Here is an 18,919-nt window from a genome sequence, read left to right as displayed (position 1 = left end):
ATCGAACGGCGGACTGATGCCCGGATGCGGCGCAAGTTCGCCGCAAACGCCCGGTTATCGTTCACGTCTGGCGCAACCTGTCCCCGGCAGCCTGACCAGACCCCACATGCCGCCATCGAACGTGGCATCACACTCGTGCGCGTCTCACCCGAGACAGCGCAGGAACGGCGGCGTAGGCCCCATCCAGCGTGACAGCGCAAAGGCCATCTGACGGACGCGCGGCGCCCGGCTGGACAAGACGTGTGCACCTACGAGAAGGTGCGTTGAGTTGCAGTTGCGAGGCTTTTGGCCCCTAACAGCGTACTGATGGTGATTGTAAAAAACGCACTGGCGTTTCAACGATCACCCGTTGACGGCATGATGAAACCATGCGCAAGTGAAGGCATTATACAAAAAAATCGGGGTTCAGTCGGCCGGACTGTGGAAATCGTCATTGATTCTGACTATGAGCGTAAGAATTTCCGTATTTTGGGCCAGTTAGCGGGTTTACACGCGCCTTCGTCGGCGTCATCCCACCCCCGGTACAATGAGCGTTTTTACACGCGCGTCAGCCTCATCGACAGACCCATGAAAGTCATTCTTGTTCCCGTGACGCCATTTCAGCAGAACTGCTCCATCGTCATCTGTGAAGCGACGCGGCGCGCCGCTGTCGTCGATCCGGGCGGGGACATCGAGCGGATCATCGCGGAAGTGGAGCAGCACGGCGTCACCGTCGAGAAGATCCTTCTGACGCACGGCCATCTCGATCATTGCGGCGGGGCCAAGGCGCTAGCAGATCACTACGGAATACAAATAGAAGGGCCTCACAAGGAAGACGCGTTCTGGATCGATCAGTTGCCCGCCCAGACGCAACGGTTCGGATTCTCGAATGCCGAAGCGTTCACGCCCGAACGTTGGCTCGAGGACGGCGACACCGTTCGCTTCGGCGATGAAGAGATGGACGTCTTCTTCTGTCCCGGACATACGCCGGGGCACGTCGTGTTCTTCAGCAGGGCGCATCGGCTCGCCTTTGTCGGCGATGTGCTGTTCTCGGGCTCCATCGGCCGCACGGACTTTCCGCGTGGCAATCACGCGGAGTTGGTCCGCTCGATCCGCGAGAAGCTCTGGCCGCTCGGCGACGATGTCACGTTCGTGCCCGGCCACGGCCCGGCGTCGACTTTCGGAGAAGAGCGTCGCAGCAACCCGTTCGTCCGCGATGGAGTCGCAGCATGAACGCGATCCCCGAAATCTACGTGAGCACCGATGTCGAAGCCGACGGTCCCATCCCCGGCCCGCATTCGATGCTGAGTTTTGCATCAGCGGCATACACGGCGGACAAGCAGCTCATCGCTACGTTCTCCGCGAATCTCGAAACGCTGGAAGGCGCCGCGCCGCACCCCGTGCAGGCCGCCTGGTGGAAAACGCAGCCGGAAGCGTGGGCGGCATGTCGCGTCGACCTGCAAAAGCCGGAGGCCGCGCTCGTCAACTATGTTGAATGGGTCGAGGCGTTGCCGGGCAAGCCGGTGTTCGTCGCGTACCCGGCGGGCTTCGACTTTACCTATATGTTTTGGTACATGATGCGCTTTGCCGAGCGATGCCCGTTCTCGTGGTCCGCGCTGGATATCAAGACGCTGGCGTTCGCCATGACGGGCCTGCCGTATCGCAAAGCCATCAAGCCGCGCCTGCCCAAGCACTGGTTCGATGAATTGCCGCACACGCACGTCGCGCTCGACGATGCCATCGAGCAAGGCGCGCTGTTCTGCAATATGCTGGCGGAATTGCGGGCATCGCAAGAGGCGGCGGCAACGAGAACGTCGCAAAGTACCGACGAAAATGCGACGTCGCCCACAGGTGATAATGCGAAAGGTAAAAACGCGCCGTCTAGTCAGTGAGTAGGGGAAACTACCTCATTGCACTGGCGTTGCATTGCCTTTCTTTTCTGGCGCCTCTACTATGAGAGTCAAATCGCGACCGAACGGAGGCGCAGTTGACTCTCGATACATTCTCACAAAAAATCCTGCGTCTTCTGCAACTAGACGCCCGGCGCTCCGTTCAGGAAATTTCCGATCAGGTCGGCCTGTCCAGCACGCCTTGCTGGCGACGAATCAAGGACATGGAGCAGTCCGGCGTCATCCAGCGTTATACCGCGCTGCTGGATCGTGAGAAACTCGGCCTGCATGTCTGCGCGCTCGCGCATATTCACCTGACGCGGCATACGGAAGGCGGCGTCGAACAATTCGAACGCGAGATCGCCACGTGCCCCGAAGTGACGGAGTGCTACAGCACGACGGGCGAATCGGATTACATCCTCAAGATAGTCGCGCCCGATATCAAGGCGTACGACGCTTTTCTGCACGACCGCATTTTCAAGATTCCGGCGGTGGCGCAGGTTCGTACGAGCGTCGTGTTGCGGGAAATTAAGTTCGATACGCAACTGCCGCTCTGAATAGATACGGGCGTTAATCGGCGGCGTGTTTGGCCGTTCTTTGCGCGGCCCGCGTCATCGACTGAGCCACGCGAATCTCGCGTGCGCCCAAGGTCTGCCTGAGCGCGTCGAGGTCGACGCTCGCAAGCCGCGATTCCGTGTCGCCCGACTTGGCAGGCGGCAACAGGATTTCGACATCGAAGCCGCGCTTCAGGTAATGCAGATTGAGTGCATCGACGGATAAGCCCGGGACGGCGAATGCCGCACGCACGGCCTCCGCGACTGCCGAGCGCAGTGGATATTTGCCGGGTAGCGGATTCGCGGCATCGCTTTCGGGATCGACGTGAATCAGCGCGTCGATCACGCGGGGGTCCGTGAGAATATGCGCCCTCGCGGATTCTGCAATGAAATGGCCTTCCGAAACGGTAATGAGCGGATCGACGAGAATATGCGCATCCACGATTGCGAGGTCGCCCATTTTGCGGGTGCGCAGATCATGCACATCGCGAACGCCGGGCGTATCTAGCAACATGCTGCGTAAATCAGCGGTGGTGGCTTCATCGAGTGCGCGATCCGAGAGGTCTTGCAGCGCATCCCAGGCGAAGCTCCAGCCCATTTTGCCGATCATGAAACCGACGAGCGCCGCCGCAATAGGATCGAGAATGCGAAAACCGGCGAGACTGCCGATGATGCCGAGCGCAACCACGAGCGAAGAAGCCGCATCCGAACGGGCGTGCCACGCATTCGCGACGAGCATTGCGGAACGGACGCGTTCAGCGGCGCGAAGCATATATCGGAAAAGCGCTTCCTTCGAAAGCAGTACGATAATGGCCACCGCCAGCGCGCTTGCGTGCACTGGAGGAATATCGTGAAGATGCATGATGCGCGTTCCGGCGCGCCATAACATTCCCGCGCCAACGACAATCAGCAATCCACCGAGGAAAAGCGAAGCAACGGTTTCATACCGGCTATGGCCGTAGTTGTGATCGATATCCGGAACGGCGGCGGCCTTCCGGTTCGCAACAAGCACGACAAAATCCGACACGATATCGGCCAAGGAATGCACGCCGTCGGCAATCAACGCCTGCGAGTGCGCAATTACGCCCACGACTAGCTGGCCTGCGGTCAAGCCGCTATTAAGCAGGATACTTGTCCACGTAGTCCGCACGGCAACCGCCTGCTTTTCCGCCGCATCCGCCACTGAAAGTGACATGTAATCCACCTCGTGTCATCGAGGTTTGATTTTACCAGCGCGGCGCGATGCCATCGCGCGGCACCCGACGCCGCGCTCGTTACGAATCAGCAGCTTATAACGTGCAGCTAACGACGGATTCCGGGTCGCAAAGAAAAAGGTCGCGCATTTGCGCGACCTTTTCTGCTTCTTTACGTCTGACGCGGCTTATTTGCCGATCAGGAAAGTATCGCGATCCTGGCCCGCGATCCACTTCGGCGGCTTGCCACGGCCGGACCACGTGCTGCCGCTTTCCGGGTCGCGATATTTAGGGGCGACACCCGAACGGCCACGCGACGATGCCTTGGTGGATTTGCCGCCGCGACCCCCGGCCAATTCCTGAAGCGTGATGCCATAATCAGCCATCTTCTGCTTGATCTCATTAAGCACTTCGGCGTATTCGCGCGACTTTGCTTCTTCGATCTGACGTTCGAGAGACTCGCGTTGTGCGAGGAGTTCCTTGTATGAAGGCATGGCAATTCCTTGAGTGGTGTGCTGTCTTGCGAGTCAGGCGCTCGCTCTGTCAGTTATCGGTAAAGCCTCGGGTTGATCCGGAGATTAACACAGAACCGATTATGACGGAGCGTCGCATTGACATTAATGCGTTTAGATGTATTGGCTCGTAACATTTGCCGGATTGCGCGGCTTTCGAGCTATCGCTGATGCTTGAAATTTGGGACTTTGACGGACTCTTCTGATGTCATGAAATGAAAGTACCCATAGTCGCGGGTCGAGAAAATTCCCATCAAATGGCAACTTGTTAGCCAACCGCATTCCCGCCGGCCTAACATCGCACCCAAAAGGGCATATTCCGTCCCCGTGTTCACGTCTGACGCTCGAAGCAATCGATAACCGCTGCTTTTAAATCGTCCGCTGTGAGCTTGGGTTTATCGAAGGTGAAACGATTGCGGACGCCATCACGAAGCAAATCGCAACCGTAGCGATCAATCCCTAATAATTCCAGATTAGTGGGGCGGCGCGCATAGGCATCGAAAAAGGCGCATAACGAAGACTCATCGGCGGCAGCAATCGGCTCTAGCGGATCGATGTCATCGCCATCGAGCCAGCCCATCGCGCCGAAACCGCCAATGAAGCGCATTCGCTCCGGCTTCATTACCCAAAACGCGAAATCGCCCAAATGAAGATATCGGTCGGCGTCCGGGTGATATCGCAGATAGCGCTGCGCCAGTTCTTCGTGCTCGCTTTCCGCCGCCGGCGCGAACGTGCCGAGCAAGGTCAGCCGCTGGCCTTCCAGCACACGACCATCCGTTGCATGGGCGACGAGAAAACCGGCGCGGGCATCGGCGTGAAGATTGCGGGTGTGCTCGGCCAGACGGCTGATGAGCAGCATCGGCGCATGGCGCGCGGTCGGCGCGAACGGCAGCGCGGTCGGGTAGGGAAAGCCGCTCGGCTCGCGGGAATGCGTGGCGAGCGTGCCCTCCGATACGCGATGAATCAAGTGCAGCGGGGCTTGCGGCGGGATGTGCATGCGATGGCTTCCGAAATGAGCTTCCGAAAATGGTAATGCACCGCCCGCGAGCGTGTCTCCTGGCCGTTCGATAGAATCGTAAGCTTGCGCGCCGGACGGCATCATGTCCGGTTCTCCGGCGTCGCGCCATTGCAACCTCCGGCATCTCGCCTCCTTTTTCAACGGCCTTTCCGTGTCCGACTCGACTACCGCTTCTTCCGCCCGCGAGTCCAATCCGTCTCTCGCGCTGCATCGCAGCCTGCCTCCCGCAACGCGCCAGCGCGCCCGTTACGCGACGATGGCCGTCTTCTTCATCGCCGGAATGATGTACGCCTCTTGGGGCGTGCACGTTCCCACCGTGCGCGACAAGTTCACGCTCAGCCCGGGCATGCTGTCGCTCGCGCTGTTCGCCGTCGCGGGCGGCTCGATTTTCGCGATGCTCACCACCGCGTCATGGATCGCCCGCGCCGGCACGCGCACGGCCTGCATGGCGGGCGGCGTCACGATGACCGTGTGCGGCGCGCTGATTCTCGTCGTGCCGAGTTTCTGGATGCTGCTGATCGTGCTCGCCGTGTTCGGCTGCGGCATGGCAACGCTCGACGTCGCGATGAACGCCGAAGCAAGCGCCGTCGAAGAAGCGCTCGCGCGGCCGATCATGTCGTCGCTGCACGGCATGTTCAGCATCGGCGGGATGGCGGGCGCGGCGATCGGCGGCGCGCTGATTGCGCATGGCTTCGCGCCGGCGGCGCATCTCGCGCTGGCGTCGGGGGCCAGCGTCGTCGTCTTGCTCGCGTCGATGCCCTCGGTGCTGCCTCACGTGCCGCATCACGAAGACCACGCGAAGGCGTCGTCGTCGAACCGCTGGCGCTCGGGCGCGTTGTGGGCGCTGGGCGGGCTCGCGCTGATCGCATTGATCGCGGAAGGCGCGATGTACGACTGGGCCACCGTCTATATGCGCGATGTCGTCCTCGCCACGCATTCGCTTTCCAGCGCCGCCTACGCCGCGTTCTCGGGCGGCATGGCGGCCGGGCGCTTCGGCGGCGATGCGGTGCGCGCGCGTTTCGGCGCGCCGCAGCTCGTCTTCAGCAGCGCGGGGCTCGCGTTCATCGGCATGGTGATGGCGCTCGTCTTCCCAAACGCCATCGTCACGATGACCGGCTTCACGCTGATGGGCCTCGGTCTCGCGAACATGATGCCCGTGCTGTTCGCGGCGGCTGCGCGCGTCGAAGGCGTGACGGCGGCAGAAGGCCTCGCACAGGTCGCCGGGCTCGCGTATTTCGGCTTGCTGCTGGGGCCGGTGCTGATCGGCGGCGTCGCGCAGGTCAGTTCGCTGCCGATCGGGCTGTGCATCGTCGCCGCATGTTGCGCGGCGGTCGCGCTGATCGGCCCGCGCATCCTCAGGCGGCTGAAGATATAAAAAAACGCGCGGACCCGAAAGGTCCGCGCGTTCTTCAGGACGAGTGTCCTGCCGTGATTACATCTTGACCACGTCGAGCAGCGTCTTCTTGCCCTTCCTGTAGTCGTACAGCGAGATCACGCCGTGCTTCAAGTCGCCCTTCGAGTCGAAGCTCGTCTGGCCGATCACGCCCTTGTAGTCCGTGTTCGGCATCGCGGCGAGAATCTTCGCCGGGTCAGCCGAGTTCGCGCGCTTCATCGCGTCGACGATGATGTACACCGCGTCATACGTGAACGGCGCGTAAATCTGGATCGGCTGGCCAAAGCGCTTCTGGAACTTGCCCGCGAAAGCCTGACCGCCTTCCATCTTTTCGAGCGCCATGCCTGCTTCCGAGCACACGATATTGTCGGTTGCATCGCCGGCCAGGTCAGCCAGCTTTTCCGTGCAGACGCCGTCACCCGCGAGCACCTTCGCGCGCAGGCCGAGCTGCTTCGCCTGCTTGGCGAACGGGCCGCCGGTCGCGTCCATGCCGCCGTACATCACGGCGTCGGGGTTTTCGCCCTTGATCTTCGTGAGAATTGCGCGGAAGTCGACGGCCTTGTCGTTCGTCGCGTCATGCGACACCACCTTGAGGCCCAGCGACTTTGCGGTCTTCTCGAACTCGTTCGCGAGACCCTGGCCGTAGGCGGTCGAATCGTCGACCACGGCGACCGTCTTCACCTTCAGGCTCTTCGCCGCGTAGTTGGCGAGCGCCGGGCCTTGTTGCGCATCGGTCGCGACGACGCGGAACGTCGTCTTGAAGCCTTGCTGCGTGTAGGCCGGGTTCGTTGCCGACGGGGAAATCTGGACGATGCCCGCGTCGCTGTAAATCTTCGATGCCGGGATGGACGTGCCGGAGTTCAGGTGACCGACGACCGCGACGACCTTGTCATCGACGAGCTTCTGCGCGACTTGCGTAGCGGTACGCGGGTCGGCTGCATCGTCTTGCGGGTCGAGTTGCAGCGTGATCTTCTGACCGTCGATGGTGAGACCCTTTGCGTTGATCTCTTCAACTGCCAGCCGCGCGCCGTTTTCGTTGTCCTTGCCCAGGTGAGCGATACCGCCGGTCAGCGGTGCGACGTGACCGATCTTGACGACCTGGTCGGCTGCTGCGGACGTTGCCAACGTAGCGAACAGCACGGCTGCGGCGCTGATCGGCAACACTTTGTGAAGCTTGGTGTTCATGTAAGTCTCCAGTTTCGGTCCAAAACAACGACAACGTAATCGCCCTGTGCCCCGTCTTTCATCACGATCGCTCAGTCCCGTGGACGACCACGCCGGATGCATCGTCATGCACTTGGCAAGTCCTTCTGGCAGGCCGTTCGTGGCGGCCGCCATCCGCACTGCGCGCAAGTGTAGGGTTGTCAAATTAATTTAGGGAAGTTTTTTAAGATAGTGGTGTGACTACCGATTAACGGCTAGTTGAGAAGCCCGCGACTTTGTGGTGGCGATCTCGCGCGAAAGCACTGTCCGCGCGGGTTTCCGGGGCATCGCGCGGCCCGGCTTCACGCGTTCTTCAAGTTCGCTGCTCATGCGCTGATAATCCGCCGCCTTATCGCCATTAGCCTGTTTTGAAAGGCCGTATTCACGATGCGTTTAGGTATGAGCCTCTAAAAATGGGCGCGCGTGTCAAAGCGTATGCCAGGGCACGCTCAGGCGACTGAAAGGGAAAGCTGGCACACTCACTCGCCTGCGTTTTTCACCAAGCAAACAAGGAGCTTCGACGTGACCGTTACCGTGACTTCCCGATGGATCGACATTCCCGCCGACGGCGGCAGCTTCCAGGGCTATCTCGCGCTGCCGAAGACCGGGACCGGACCTGCCGTCATCATCCTGCAGGAGATCTTCGGCGTGAATTCGCACATTCGCAGCGTCGCTGACCAATATGCAGCCGATGGTTATATCGCGCTCGCACCCGATGTGTTCTGGCGCACGCAGCCGCGCGTCGAACTCGGCTATGAAGGCGCGGATCGCGACAAGGCGCTGGAACTGCTGCAAAAGACCAATCTCGACTCAGCCGTCGCCGATGTCGGCGCAGCCGCCAGGGCGTTGCGCGCGTTGCCGGAGGTGAGCGGCAAAGTGGCTGCGATCGGCTACTGCTTCGGTGGACGCCTGGCGTATCTCGCTGCGGCGGAAGGCTCGGTGGACGTGGCGGTGGCTTACTACGGCGGCGGCATCCAGAATCAGCTCGACAAGGCCGATCAGGTCAAGGCGCCGATCCAGTTCCACTACGGCGAACTCGACGCCCATATTCCCGCCGATGCCGTCGACGCCGTGCGTCACCGCTTCGCGGGCCGCGCGGATGCCGAAGTCCATGTCTACCCCGGCGCCGATCACGGCTTCAACTGCGGCGAGCGCGCGTCGTATAACGCGAAGGCATCCGCGTTCGCGCACGGACGCACGCTGGCGTTCCTCGGCGAACATCTGTAAGAACCGCTTGCGCTCGATGACGTCGCGGTGGCGACGTCATCGTCATATGAGCGCCGGTAATCCCTCGACGAGCAGGAACGCGACGAGCACGCCGACGAGCGCGCCGAACGCTCGGAGCACGTTGTTCTTGAAGTGCGAAGCGCATGGAATGGCCCCGAGAAACAGCGCGCCCGCGAGCGCCATCGGGATGACCAGAATGAAATCGCCGATCGTGAAATACGTCATGGTGCGTCTCCCATCGTCCTGCTTTTTTCGATCTCGATGCGCTTTTGACGAGCGTCGCATCGACGATTCGAGTATAGGCTGCGGGAGACGGCTCGTCGGCGAGCGAGGGCGGGCCGAACGCGAACTCCGGCGCGTGCGGCCTTGCGCCACAAGGCCCGCGCGGGGGCGCAATTAAGCAGACGCGGAAAAACCCTAAGTTTTCTTGGATTTCATTCGGCTTGCGCAGCGCGCTCGCGTCCGTTCAGATAAGCGGCGGCCGCCAGCCCGACTAGCAGCAGCCCTCCGATCAAGCCGGCAACGCCCGGCCATCCGAACGCGGTCCAGAAGTGCCCGCCGTACGATCCGATCAGGCTCGATCCCAGGTAATACGCGAGGAGATAGAGTGCCGCAGCCTGTCCTTTCGCCTGCGCGGCGAGCCGTCCGACCCAGCCGCTCGCCACCGAGTGCCCGGCGAAGAAGCCGAACGTCAGACACGCGATACCGCCGATGATCACCGGCAGCGACATCGACACCGTCAGCGCGATGCCGATCATCATCAGCAGCACGCTCGCCATCAGCACGCGGCCGCGTCCGAAGACATCGGCCATTTTGCCGGACCACGGCGACGCGACCACGCCCGTCAAATAGACGGTGAAGATCGCGCCGATCTCCGTCTGATTCAGGCTGAACGGCGCGCCAAGCAGCCGATACCCGACGTAGTTATAGAGCGTGACGAAGCTGCCCATCAGCACGAAGCCGGTGAGAAACAGAAACGGCAATCCGCGATGCCGCAAATGCCCTGCAAGCGAGCGCCGATGATGATGGAACCCGACGCCGCGCCGTGGCTTGAATCGCCGCGACGGCGGCAGCAGCGAGCGAAACGCGAGCGTCGCGAGCAGTCCAAGCAGGCCGATGCCGCCGATCGCCACGCGCCAGCCGAAAAAGTCCGCAAGCACGCCGCTGATCACGCGCCCCGCCATGCCGCCGATCGCGGTCCCGCCGACATAAAGGCCCATCGCGAGGCCGAGCCCTTCGGGATGCACTTCTTCCGCGAGATAGGCCATTGCGACCGCCGGGACGCCGCCGAGCGCGAAGCCTTCGAGCGCGCGCACGATCAAGAGCGCGTGCCAGTTCGGCAGCAAGGCGGCGATGACCGTGAGCACGGACGACGCAAGCAGCGACAGCGTCATGAGCCGATGCCGGCTCCAGCTTTCAGACACGAATCCGGCGATGAAGATCGCGACAGCGAGCGCCGCTGTACTGACGGAAACCGCCAGCGCACTCACCGCCGGAGTGACGCCGAACGATCGCGTGAATTCGGGGAGCAGCGGCTGCACGCAGTAGAGCAGCGAGAACGTCGCGTAGCCGGCGAAGAGCAGCGCAAGCGACGCGCGCCAGTAAGCGCGCGAGCCGCGTTCGAGGTAGGCCGTTGCGTCGTCGGCTGGGGCACTCACGGGTAAGTCTCCGCTTAAAACATCAAACGCGTAACGATACGCCGTTCCCTAGGGTTTTGCCGGATGCAGCGGTGCATTTGGCATGCCGCAACACAGGACTGACGCTTGCGGTATCTGCGTCAGGCAACAATTCACGGCGAAGGGCATCGCATTCGCGCGCCGCCATGCGCTAAAGTAAGCGCACAATCGTTCATGAAAGCCGCGCAAGTCGCGCTTCACGCAACAAAGACGCGGCGATTGTCGGTGCACGAGCCGTTGAAAGCCTGTGCGGGTGCAACACTTGGCCGGCGTATCATCTGTTGATCGCCGGCACGTAAACGGGGATTCATCATGCAAATCGGTTCGATTGTCCGCTCCGTGCATATTGCCGTGCCTCAGGGCGCGCGCGGCATCGTCATGCGCATTCTCGGCGACATGGCGATGGTCGCCTGGTACGCAGGCGAACCCGGCGTCACTCAGTTGCTCAATACCGAGCCGTTCTTTCTCGAAGACCTGATCGATACGGGCGATGTCGTGCGCCCGTCGAACACGGTCGTCCATTGAGGATGCCGCACGTCGGCTGACGAATCGTCGCGTGCCGGCCGCTGCAAGGCGCGGCACAATGTCGGGATGAACTCACTTCATTCCGACTCCGCCGACGCGTCCGCCGAAGACGCCCCTCCCTTCGCCGGCCTCACGCCCGAGCGCGTGCTCGACGCCGTCGATGGTCTGCTGATGCCCGCCGGCGCGCGCACCGACGGGCGCCTGTTGCCGCTCAACAGCTACGAGAACCGCGTGTATCAGGTCGGCGTCGAAGACGGCCCGCCGGTGATCGCGAAGTTTTATCGCCCGAATCGTTGGTCGAACGAAGCCATTCTCGAAGAGCATGCATTCGTTGCGAGCCTCGTCGCGCGTGAGATTCCGGCGGTGCCGGCGCGCGTGTTCGAAGGTACGACGCTCCACGAGTTCGACGGCTTTCGCTTCTCCGTCTTCGAGCGGCGCGGCGGGCGCGCGCCCGATCTCGACCGCCGCGACACGCTGGAATGGCTCGGGCGCTTCATCGGGCGCATTCACGCGGTCGGCGCGATCGAGCCGTATCGCGAGCGTCCGACGCTCGACATCCAGACGTTCGGCTACGAGCCGCGCGAGTTCTTGCTGACCCATCGCTTCGTCCCCGACAATGTTCGCGAGGCCTATGAGCGCGTCGTATCGATGGCGCTGGAAGGCGTCGCGCACTGTTTCGAGCGCGCCGGAGATATCGGCCAGTTGCGCTTGCATGGCGATTGTCATCCGAGCAATGTGCTGTGGACCGACGCGGGCCCGCATTTCGTCGATTTCGACGACAGCCGCATGGGCCCCGCGATCCAGGATCTCTGGCTGCTGCTGCCCGCCGGACGCGCGGAAGCATCGAGCGCGCTCGCCGATCTGCTCGCGGGCTATGAAGACTTCCGGGAGTTCGATCAGCGCGAACTGCATCTGATCGAAGCGCTGCGGACGCTGCGCCTGATTCATTACGCCGCCTGGCTCGCGCGGCGCTGGAACGATCCGGCTTTTCCCGCCGCGTTCCCGTGGTTCAACACGCAGCGTTACTGGGAAGACCGCATCCTCGAACTGCGCGAGCAGGTCGGCGCGATGCAGGAAGGCCCGCTGTGGCCCGTTTGAAATTTTTCGTAAATAAAGCCGGTCGTCAGGCAATCGCAAAGGATTGTGCTAGGCATGTATGCGTGTAATGATAACAATTCTCATTTGCCCGTCTATGGTTGATCGCAGCGTCTGATGCGCGATCGGGGCGCGGCTTTGCCTAGGAACCGTCCGATTCGGAGAGACGCTTGAACGCGCCTGACACCCTCAATCCCCAGCCGACGAGCGGCTCGGCCCAATACCGCCCGCATCAACGCCTGATCGATGAAGCCGAGCAAGTGGTACGCAAGAACCGCTCGCGCCGCTCGACGTTTCTCAAGTGGCTCCGCAAGGTTCACGGCTGGGTCGGTCTGTGGGGCGCGATTCTCGGCCTGCTTTTCGGCGTGACCGGCTTTCTGCTGAATCACCGCGCACCGCCGCTGCGCATCTCGACCGGCGAGCCACAGGTATCGCAGATGCAGCTTGCGTTGCCGGCGGGCGGGTTCAAGTCGCCGCGCGACATGGGCGTGTGGGTCAAGCAGGAACTGAAGATCGACGGCAACCTCGGCCGCACGCGCCGCGAGCCGGCGCACCCCGTTGGCTGGGGCGACAAGAGCACGATGCAGCCCGAGCAATGGTCGGTGATGGTCTCGACGCCGGGCAGCAGTGTGATGGCGGAGTACTGGGTCGGCAACAACTTCGTGTCGGTGAAGCGGACCGAAAACACCTTCCTCGCGATGATGACGAACCTGCACAAGGGCGTTGGCTTGAGCGTCGGCTGGGTGTTGCTCATCGATACGCTCGCCGGCAGCCTGATCCTGCTCTCGTTGACCGGCGTGCTGCTTTGGACCGAACTGAACAAGCGCAAGACGGCCGGCGCGGCGATCGTCACCGTCTCGCTCATCGCGATGATCGTGTGCGGCTTGATGTAGGTCAGCGCGCCGCCGACGCGCGGCCCTTTCGCGGGTTATGCCGCGTCAGCCACAGATAGAGGCCGCTTCCGAGCACGACCACGGTCAACACGTCGAAGGCGGCCCAGAAAATCTTGAGCGGCATGCCGCCAAAATCGCCGAAATGCAGCGGCTGCGAGCCTAGCAGCACCTTCAGATACCACGGCAGTTCGCGCGAATCGGTGAGCGCGCCGATGGATGCATCGACGAGCACGGGGCGAAGAATGCGCGTGGTCAGGATGCCGTCGCCGCGCATCCACACCGCATAGTGATGCGGGCTGCTGAAGCGCGTGCCCGGAAACGCGACGAACGACGGAATCATGTCCGGCGCGACGCGTTGCGCGGTCTGAACGGCATCGTCGACGGATGCGCGCGCCACGAGCGGCGGCTGTCCCTGATACGGGGCGATCATCTGCGCGAGCTGATCGTTGCGCCACGCCTCGAGCATGAGATCGGCGAGCGTGTTGATGGAGCCGGTCGTGCCGACCAGCAGCGCCCACGCGAGCGTCAGCATGCCGATGGCGTTATGCCAGTCGAGCCAGACGATGCGCCGCTTCTTTGCCAGCCGCACGCGCCCCAGTCCGACCTTGCGCAAGAACGGCAAGTACACGACGACGCCCGATACGATCGCCGCGAGAAACACCACGCCCATCGCACCGAGAAAGAGCTTGCCGAACAGCCCGGCGAACATGTCGACGTGCAGCTTCAGCAGCACGAATTTCAGCGATCCCTTACCCGGCGGCATGCCGAGCGGCTGCGCGGTGCGGGCATCGACGGTTGTGCTGAGCGTGTCGTCGGGCGGTGTGTCGGCGCGCGGGGCGGTGACGACAACGGGCAGTAGCGGCTCGTCCGGCTCCCAGATCATGTACTGCGGCACGTGAGCCGGATGTTCGTTTAGCGCGGCGCGGAGCACCGCGTCGTAGCTCGCGCGCCTGTTCGCCTGCGATGCGGGCAGCGTCGGCGCTTCGACCGCGTCGCCCGTCAACAGATCGAGTTCGTGGCCGAACACGAGCGGCAGGCCCGTCAGACAGAGCAACAGCATGAAGGCCGTGCAGACGAGACTCGTCCAGCGATGCACGATCGACCAAATGCGCAACGCGCGCTGGCTCATGGCGCGACGTTCGCGCGTGGCGCCGGCGTGCGGCGCGGCTGCGCGTCCGCCATCGCCGGTCAGAAATTTGCCGGGCATTCGTGAATGATGGATGAGGGAAACGGCGTGCGGAGAGTCCGGCGAACCGGTCGCCAGACGCGCAAATGAGAACGACAATTGTAGAGCCGGAAGCGTCAGGCCTTTGTAATCAAACGCCGCAGGCTTCGCCGGTTCCGGCGACTTCGCGCGCCGCCTTTGCGCCCTCGACGCGCAGCAGTTCAGGCAGCGACACGCCGTTCTTCGCGGCGGTGACTTCCGCGAGGATCGACACGGCGATTTCCGGCGGCGTCCTGCTGCCGATATAAATCCCGACCGGCCCGTGCAGCCGCGCGAGTTCGGCGTCGTTGAGATCGAATTCCTTCAGGCGTTCTCGCCGCGCCGCGTTATTGCGACGCGATCCCAGCGCGCCCACGTAGAACGCAGGCGTCTTCAGCGCTTCCATCAAGGCGAGGTCGTCGAGCTTCGGATCGTGCGTCAGCGCGATGACCGCAGAGCGCTCGTCGAGCTTCATGTCCATCACCGTGTCGTCGGGCATGGTCCGCACGATGGTCGTGCCCGGTACGTCCCATTCGTCCGTGTACTCGACGCGCGGATCGCACACCGTCACGTGGTAGTCCAGCCCGACCGCGATGCTGCACAGATAGCGCGACAACTGCCCCGCGCCGATCACCAGCATGCGATAACGCGGACCGTGGATGGTCAGCAGCGTCGCTCCGTCGAACGCGACGCCATCGGTGGCGCGCGCGGGTTCGAGCCGCGCCACGCCCGTCGCCATGTCGAGCGTGCGCGCGACGAGCCGCCCGCTCTCGACCGCCGCACACAGTTCCGCAATGCCGCTTTCGCGCGTGAGCGGTTCCAGCACGAGCTGAATCGTGCCGCCGCACGGCAGGCCAAAGCGATGCGCTTCTTCCGCGCTAATGCCGTACTTCACCGCTTCCGGCTTCGTCTGATCGATGCCGCTTTGCCGCACGCGCTCGATCAGATCGTCCTCGATACAGCCGCCCGATACCGAGCCGACGACGTGTCCATCGTCGCGCACCGCGAGCATCGCGCCCTCCGGCCGCGGCGACGAACCCCACGTTTTAACGACCGTGACGAGCAGCACGCGCTTGCCCTGTTCGAGCCATTGCGCGCTGTGTTTCAGGACTTCGAGATCCACGCTGTCCATGATTTCTTCCCTTTCTCTTCCTTCTCTCCGCCGGCTTCCTCAGCGGCGGATGCATCCTGTACTTCGTTCGATTCCTGCCCGCCCTCAAGCTGCGCGCCGAATCGCTTGAAGAATTCAGCTGCAATCTTACGCGCTGCTCCATCCACGAGGCGCGAGCCGATTTGCGCCAGCTTGCCGCCCACTTGCGCGTTGGCGCTGTAGGTCAGCTTCGTCGTGTCGGCTTCGTCGCCGGGCTCGAGGTTCACTTTCGCGTTGCCCTTGCTGAAGCCCGCCGCGCCGCCTTGGCCTTCAAAGACGATTGTGTAGGTGTGCGGCGCGTCGATGTCCGTCAGTTGCATGCGTCCCTTGAAGCGTGCCTTGACAGGGCCGACGGCGGCAGTCATCCCGACGGCATAGGCATTTTCACCGTCCGCTTCGATGCTGTCGCAGCCGGGGATGCAGGCCTTCAGTATCGCCGTGTCGTTGAGCGCTTCCCACGCGCGCGTCTGCGGCACCGGCAACACGTGAGTTTCGGTCAGTTCCATCGCGTGTGTTCTCCATGCGTGCGGGCGCCGCGCGCAGATAGCGCGGTCAGTTCCCGTCCGACAGCGGCGAGGCTGTCGAGGTTATGAGCCGCGAGCATCGCATCGACGTGCGGCAGGATTGCGCGCACGCCTCGCGCGCGGGGCGTGAAGCCGGTGTATCGCAGAAGCGGATTGAGCCACACCAGCCGATGCGCGAAGCGCCTGAGCCGCGCCATCTCCGCATCGAGCACGTCGATCGCTTCGTGGTCCAGTCCATCGGTGACGAGCAATACCGTCGCGCGGCCCGCGAGCACGCGGCGCGCCCATCGCCGGTTGAACTCGGCCAGCGCCGCGCCGATGCGCGTGCCGCCCGACCAGTCCGCGACCTGCTCGCCGAGCGTCGTAATCGCGACATCGGGATCGCGCTCGCGCAGCGTACGCGTCGCGTTCGTCAGGCGCGTGCCGAACAGGAACACTTGCAGACGCTCGCGCGATTGCAGCAGCGCATGACAGAAGTACAGCACGGCGCGGGAATACGCGCTCATCGAACCGGAAATGTCGAGCAGCAGAACGAGCGGCGGCCGGCGCTCCACCACCGCGCGATACTTCCACGCGGTCCAGTCGCCGCCCGCGCGGACAGCCTGACGCGCGCTCGCGCGCAGATCGGCGTGCGTGCCGCGCGATGCCGCCTTGAGCCTGCGCGTCGGCTCCGTCGCGAGCGGCACACGATGCGCGCGAATCCGATGCCGCAGCGCACGCCATTCGTCGGCGGTGAGGGTGTCGAAATCGCGATGGCTCAGGCGTTCTTGCGCACTGAAGCTCATGCGCGCATGAGTCTGTTCGGGCTCCGCTTCGGACGCTGGTGGACGCTTCGCCTCGGAGCGCGCCGCCAGCGCATCCGCGAGACGGTTATTGCGCTTGGGCGGCGGCGCGCCGCTTTCGACCTTCGGCAGCAACAGCGCGCGCAGCTTGCCTTCCCAGTCCGGATCGCGCCAGAAAAGATCGAAGGCGGCATCGAAAATATCGCGCTCGTCGCTCGCGTGGACCAGAAGGCACGCGAGCGTCGCGCGCACGTCGTCGCGACGGCGCAAGTCGATGAACCGCAGCGCGTCGATTGCATCGACCGCTTGCGCCGGTGACATGCCGAGTCCCGCGCCCCGCAGCAGCCGCACGAAATGAACGACGTTGCGCGAGAGCGTCTCCATCGTCACGCCTTCGCGGCCGTCGACAAGCACTGCGCGAGCGTCGCTGCGTCCATGCGCGCGAGATCGTCCTGATATTTGAGCAGCACGCCGAGCGTGTCCTGCACCGATTGCGGATCCAGTTCCGACACCGACAGCGCCGCGAGCGCCCGGCACCAGTCGATGGTCTCCGCGACGCCCGGCGCCTTGAACAGGTCCATCGTCCGCAATTCGTGGACGAACGCGACGGCCCGCGCCTGCAACGCGCGGCTCGCTTCCGGGGCGCGCGCCGCGACGATCGCCAGTTCGACATCGCGCTCCGGATAGCCGATCCACTGATACAGACAACGCCGTTTCAGCGCATCGTGGACTTCGCGCGTGCGGTTCGACGTCATCACGACGAGCGGCGGCCTTGCCGCGCGCACCGTGCCGTACTCCGGAATCGACACCTGAAAGTCCGACAGCAGTTCGAGCAGAAACGCCTCGAACGGCTCGTCGGCGCGGTCGATTTCATCGATCAGCAGCACGCGGCGCGCGGCGGCGTTATCGGGATCGGGCAGCAGCGCCTGCAACAGTGGACGCTTCAGCAGAAATTCGCCGCGATACAGCGAATCGTTCGACGGCGTGTCACCCGATGCCTCCGCGAGCCGCAGCGCCATGATCTGCCGCGGATAGTCCCACTCGTAGAGCGCGCTGGCCGTGTCGAGCCCTTCGTAGCATTGCAGGCGCAAAAGCGTCGTGCCGCAGATGCCCGCCGCCGCCTTCGCGAGTTCCGTCTTGCCGACGCCCGGCTCGCCTTCGAGAAACAGCGGCCGCTGCATCTTCAGCGCGAGAAAGAGGGCCGTCGCAAGCTCGCGGCTCGCGAAGTATTGATGCTCGCGCAGGCGCGCGAGCGTGTCGTCGATCGAATCGGGCTCGCTCTGCATCACGTTCCGAACGACATCGCGCGTTCGATCGCGCGGCCCGCCAGCACCGGAATCAGATGCGCGCGATACGCCGCGCTGGCGTGCATGTCGTCGTTGAGGCCGTCGGCGGAAAGGGTCACGCTGCGCGCCGACGCCACCGAGAAGTCCTTCGACAACGCCGCTTCCAGCTCCTTCGCCCGGAACGCGGACGGCGCCGCGCCCGTCACGCCGACGCGCACGCCGTCCGCATGCTTCGCGACGAACACGCCGACGAGCGCGAAGTGCGACGCGGGATTGCGAAACTTCTCGTAGCCCGCGCGCTCGGCCAGCGGAAACTCGACGGCGGTGATCAGTTCGTCCGGTTCGAGCGCGGTCTCGTACATGCCGATGAAGAAGTCGTCGGCGGCGATGCGGCGGCGGTCCGTCACGATCGTCGCGTTCAGCCCGAGCACGGCGGACGGATAGCACGCGGCGGGATCGTCGTTGGCGAGCGAACCGCCGATGGTCCCGCGTTCGCGAACCTGTCTGTCGCCGATGCGGCTCGCGAGATCGGCCAGGCCCGGCAGCGCCTGCTTCACGTCCGCGTTCGATGCGACCTGCGCGTGGCACATCGCCCCGCCGATGGTCAGCTTGCCGGCATCGAGCGTGACGGTTTTCATCGACGCGATGCGCGTGACATCGACCAGCGCGGACGGCTGCGCCAGCCGCAGGCGCATGGTCGGCAACAGGCTCTGGCCGCCCGCGAGAAATTTGGCGTCGCTGTCGCCGGAAAGCGCGGCGACCGCTGCTTGCGCTTCGTTCGGCCGTTGATAGTCGAAGGTGTACATGGCGGTCATC

Annotated in this window: 20 protein-coding genes; 8 read left to right on the top strand and 12 right to left on the bottom strand. The window is 63.5% G+C overall.

What is annotated here, in order from left to right:
• The first annotated feature begins 567 nt into the window (after positions 1-567).
• The 3 genes from AB6804_RS09145 (at position 568) to AB6804_RS09135 (ending at position 2,425) form a co-directional block, all read left to right on the top strand.
• The gene (locus AB6804_RS09145; protein ID WP_370886176.1) at positions 568-1,212 is read left to right on the top strand and encodes an MBL fold metallo-hydrolase; all 645 of its coding nucleotides are present in this window, start codon (positions 568-570) and stop codon (positions 1,210-1,212) included.
• Entirely contained in the window at positions 1,209-1,871 is a 663-nt protein-coding gene (locus AB6804_RS09140) for an exonuclease (RefSeq protein ID WP_370886175.1), read from the top strand. Before AB6804_RS09145 ends, AB6804_RS09140 begins: the two co-directional genes overlap by 4 nt.
• 95 nt (positions 1,872-1,966) lie before the next feature.
• On the top strand, positions 1,967-2,425 hold the full coding sequence (locus AB6804_RS09135) for an Lrp/AsnC family transcriptional regulator (RefSeq protein ID WP_008352298.1): 459 nt from the start codon (positions 1,967-1,969) through the stop codon (positions 2,423-2,425).
• A 13-nt stretch (positions 2,426-2,438) separates the two neighbouring features.
• Here AB6804_RS09135 and AB6804_RS09130 read toward each other — a convergent pair whose 3' ends face one another.
• The 3 genes from AB6804_RS09130 to AB6804_RS09120 all read right to left on the bottom strand — a co-directional run bounded on the left by AB6804_RS09130 (position 2,439) and on the right by AB6804_RS09120 (position 5,124).
• The gene (locus AB6804_RS09130; RefSeq protein ID WP_370886174.1) at positions 2,439-3,617 is read right to left on the bottom strand and encodes a cation diffusion facilitator family transporter; all 1,179 of its coding nucleotides are present in this window, start codon (positions 3,615-3,617) and stop codon (positions 2,439-2,441) included.
• A gap of 186 nt (positions 3,618-3,803) precedes the next feature.
• Positions 3,804-4,109: an H-NS family nucleoid-associated regulatory protein gene (locus tag AB6804_RS09125; RefSeq protein WP_244793729.1), complete on the bottom strand. Its 306-nt coding sequence runs from the start codon at positions 4,107-4,109 to the stop codon at positions 3,804-3,806.
• Positions 4,110-4,458: 349 nt separating this feature from the next.
• Positions 4,459-5,124 carry a HugZ family protein gene (locus AB6804_RS09120; protein ID WP_370886277.1) on the bottom strand — a complete coding sequence of 222 codons (666 nt, stop codon included), beginning with the start codon at positions 5,122-5,124 and terminating at the stop codon, positions 4,459-4,461.
• A 172-nt stretch (positions 5,125-5,296) separates the two neighbouring features.
• Here AB6804_RS09120 and AB6804_RS09115 point away from each other — a divergent pair, with 172 nt between their 5' ends.
• Positions 5,297-6,520 carry an MFS transporter gene (locus tag AB6804_RS09115; RefSeq protein ID WP_370886173.1) on the top strand — a complete coding sequence of 408 codons (1,224 nt, stop codon included), beginning with the start codon at positions 5,297-5,299 and terminating at the stop codon, positions 6,518-6,520.
• A 57-nt stretch (positions 6,521-6,577) separates the two neighbouring features.
• Here AB6804_RS09115 and AB6804_RS09110 read toward each other — a convergent pair whose 3' ends face one another.
• Positions 6,578-7,723 carry a branched-chain amino acid ABC transporter substrate-binding protein gene (locus AB6804_RS09110; protein WP_370886172.1) on the bottom strand — a complete coding sequence of 382 codons (1,146 nt, stop codon included), beginning with the start codon at positions 7,721-7,723 and terminating at the stop codon, positions 6,578-6,580.
• A 540-nt stretch (positions 7,724-8,263) separates the two neighbouring features.
• On the opposite strand from AB6804_RS09110, the gene AB6804_RS09105 reads away from it, so the two are divergent.
• Positions 8,264-8,968, top strand: a complete 705-nt coding sequence (locus AB6804_RS09105; protein WP_370886171.1) for a dienelactone hydrolase family protein — start codon at positions 8,264-8,266, stop codon at positions 8,966-8,968.
• A 42-nt stretch (positions 8,969-9,010) separates the two neighbouring features.
• Here AB6804_RS09105 and AB6804_RS09100 read toward each other — a convergent pair whose 3' ends face one another.
• Positions 9,011-9,193: a hypothetical protein gene (locus AB6804_RS09100; RefSeq protein ID WP_035968518.1), complete on the bottom strand. Its 183-nt coding sequence runs from the start codon at positions 9,191-9,193 to the stop codon at positions 9,011-9,013.
• A gap of 209 nt (positions 9,194-9,402) precedes the next feature.
• Positions 9,403-10,626: an MFS transporter gene (locus tag AB6804_RS09095; protein WP_370886170.1), complete on the bottom strand. Its 1,224-nt coding sequence runs from the start codon at positions 10,624-10,626 to the stop codon at positions 9,403-9,405.
• A gap of 330 nt (positions 10,627-10,956) precedes the next feature.
• On the opposite strand from AB6804_RS09095, the gene AB6804_RS09090 reads away from it, so the two are divergent.
• The 3 genes from AB6804_RS09090 (at position 10,957) to AB6804_RS09080 (ending at position 13,157) form a co-directional block, all read left to right on the top strand.
• A complete protein-coding gene (locus AB6804_RS09090) occupies positions 10,957-11,169 on the top strand; it encodes a hypothetical protein (protein WP_014192763.1) in 213 nt (70 codons plus the stop codon).
• A gap of 66 nt (positions 11,170-11,235) precedes the next feature.
• Positions 11,236-12,267 carry a serine/threonine protein kinase gene (locus AB6804_RS09085; RefSeq protein ID WP_370886169.1) on the top strand — a complete coding sequence of 344 codons (1,032 nt, stop codon included), beginning with the start codon at positions 11,236-11,238 and terminating at the stop codon, positions 12,265-12,267.
• Positions 12,268-12,434: 167 nt separating this feature from the next.
• Complete coding sequence (locus AB6804_RS09080) at positions 12,435-13,157, top strand: PepSY-associated TM helix domain-containing protein (RefSeq protein ID WP_370886168.1); 723 nt, start codon at positions 12,435-12,437, stop codon at positions 13,155-13,157.
• Position 13,158: 1 nt separating this feature from the next.
• On the opposite strand, the gene AB6804_RS09075 is transcribed toward AB6804_RS09080, so the two are convergent.
• The 6 genes from AB6804_RS09075 to AB6804_RS09050 form a co-directional block, all read right to left on the bottom strand.
• Positions 13,159-14,364: a PepSY-associated TM helix domain-containing protein gene (locus AB6804_RS09075; protein ID WP_370886167.1), complete on the bottom strand. Its 1,206-nt coding sequence runs from the start codon at positions 14,362-14,364 to the stop codon at positions 13,159-13,161.
• A gap of 109 nt (positions 14,365-14,473) precedes the next feature.
• Positions 14,474-15,493, bottom strand: a complete 1,020-nt coding sequence (locus tag AB6804_RS09070) for an XdhC family protein (protein WP_370886166.1) — start codon at positions 15,491-15,493, stop codon at positions 14,474-14,476.
• Positions 15,466-16,017, bottom strand: a complete 552-nt coding sequence (locus AB6804_RS09065) for a CoxG family protein (protein WP_370886165.1) — start codon at positions 16,015-16,017, stop codon at positions 15,466-15,468. Before AB6804_RS09065 ends, AB6804_RS09070 begins: the two co-directional genes overlap by 28 nt.
• Positions 16,008-17,201 carry a VWA domain-containing protein gene (locus tag AB6804_RS09060; protein WP_370886164.1) on the bottom strand — a complete coding sequence of 398 codons (1,194 nt, stop codon included), beginning with the start codon at positions 17,199-17,201 and terminating at the stop codon, positions 16,008-16,010. Before AB6804_RS09060 ends, AB6804_RS09065 begins: the two co-directional genes overlap by 10 nt.
• A gap of 2 nt (positions 17,202-17,203) precedes the next feature.
• Positions 17,204-18,103 carry a MoxR family ATPase gene (locus AB6804_RS09055; RefSeq protein WP_035968533.1) on the bottom strand — a complete coding sequence of 300 codons (900 nt, stop codon included), beginning with the start codon at positions 18,101-18,103 and terminating at the stop codon, positions 17,204-17,206.
• The gene (locus tag AB6804_RS09050) at positions 18,103-18,909 is read right to left on the bottom strand and encodes a xanthine dehydrogenase family protein subunit M (RefSeq protein WP_370886163.1); all 807 of its coding nucleotides are present in this window, start codon (positions 18,907-18,909) and stop codon (positions 18,103-18,105) included. Before AB6804_RS09050 ends, AB6804_RS09055 begins: the two co-directional genes overlap by 1 nt.
• Positions 18,910-18,919 lie beyond the last annotated feature (10 nt).

This window comes from Caballeronia sp. RCC_10, from assembly GCF_041360715.1.
Lineage (GTDB): Bacteria > Pseudomonadota > Gammaproteobacteria > Burkholderiales > Burkholderiaceae > Caballeronia > Caballeronia grimmiae.
Note: the sequence above shows the minus strand (reverse complement) of the source record. Positions and strands in the feature narration are given on the sequence as shown.